The organism is Tranquillimonas rosea (genome assembly GCF_900111315.1).
Taxonomy (GTDB): domain Bacteria; phylum Pseudomonadota; class Alphaproteobacteria; order Rhodobacterales; family Rhodobacteraceae; genus Tranquillimonas; species Tranquillimonas rosea.
Map to the genome: position 1 here is coordinate 1 of NZ_FOGU01000031.1, position 1,069 is coordinate 1,069.

Consider the following 1,069-nt stretch of genomic DNA (forward strand, 5'->3'; position numbering starts at 1 on the left):
ATCGACGATGGCCGCCAGCGTCACGCCCGGCCGCGCGCTGCGCTAAGCCGGGGGCTCCGCGCGCGGCCTCCTACACCAAGCGTTGGGACACTGCCGAAGGTCGAGATGCTGTTCGCTCACCTGAAGCGGATCTTGGGTCTCGGAAGACTCCGGCTCAGGGGCCCGCTCGGCTCGAAGGACGAGTTCACACTGGCGGCGATAGCCCAAAACCTCCGGAAACTGGCGAAACTCCGGCCACACAGCTCCAATGGAGCGGCGCCCGCCTGAGGCGGACGAGTGCATCCCATCGAAATCCCCGATCCTATTGCTCACCCGTCATTCCGCGGCCAACTCGACCAGCGCCACGACAGGCGTTTTTCAACGGCATCAGCCGAGACCGGACCCTCACCGGCATGCTTCGATGCTGCGGTTGCCGTCTGCACAGCCGACATTGGAGTTGCTACGCATTAGCGGGCGCAGGGTGAATTCGAGCCGTCCCTGGTTTTCCTTGAGTCCAACCTCGCAAATTCGACAGTTTTCGCGTGCGTCCACAGCACAAGGCAGCGCCAGACGCATGTTTCACGTCTGCCAACAATAACCGGCACCGGGCCCTTCCGGAGAAGGCCGAGACACCCTTGCACTGGAGAGCAAGATGCCTTCCTCGAACACGCCTGTGGGCGAGCATGACCACCGGTTGGAAATCTATGAAGCCGAAGTTGAGGTCGAGTATCGCGGTGAGCGATACCGCGTCCGTAACAACGGCGCGGTCTATCGACTAAACGAATTCCGGAAACGCGCCCGTCCGCTCGACAAAACATGGTCCTTTGGACGCCGGAGCCTCACGACCGACTACCATCTTTTAACCGGTGTACCAATCCATCGCATAGTCTGCACCGCCTTTAACGGTCCGCCCCCCACCGACCAACACGTCGTCGATCACATCGACACGAACCGCGCGAACAACAGGCCCGAGAATCTGCGCTGGCTCTGAGCTGCCCCCGAAAATCGGACACTGACGTAAGCTACAATCTGAGGTCATCTTGGTCTTCGAGAAGGAGATGGACGAGATGGCGAAGAGGAAGCGGCACGC

General features: G+C 60.9%; 1 protein-coding gene and 1 pseudogene. Both read left to right on the forward strand.

Annotation, left to right across the window (positions count from 1 at the left end; genetic code table 11):
- Nucleotides 1-96 precede the first annotated feature (96 nt).
- A pseudogene (locus BMZ25_RS21415) lies at nucleotides 97-267 on the forward strand (IS5/IS1182 family transposase); the annotation flags it as partial.
- 364 nt (nucleotides 268-631) lie between these two features.
- Nucleotides 632-970, forward strand: coding sequence for an HNH endonuclease signature motif containing protein (locus BMZ25_RS20355; protein ID WP_092696462.1), 339 nt, complete (start codon nucleotides 632-634; stop codon nucleotides 968-970).
- Nucleotides 971-1,069 lie beyond the last annotated feature (99 nt).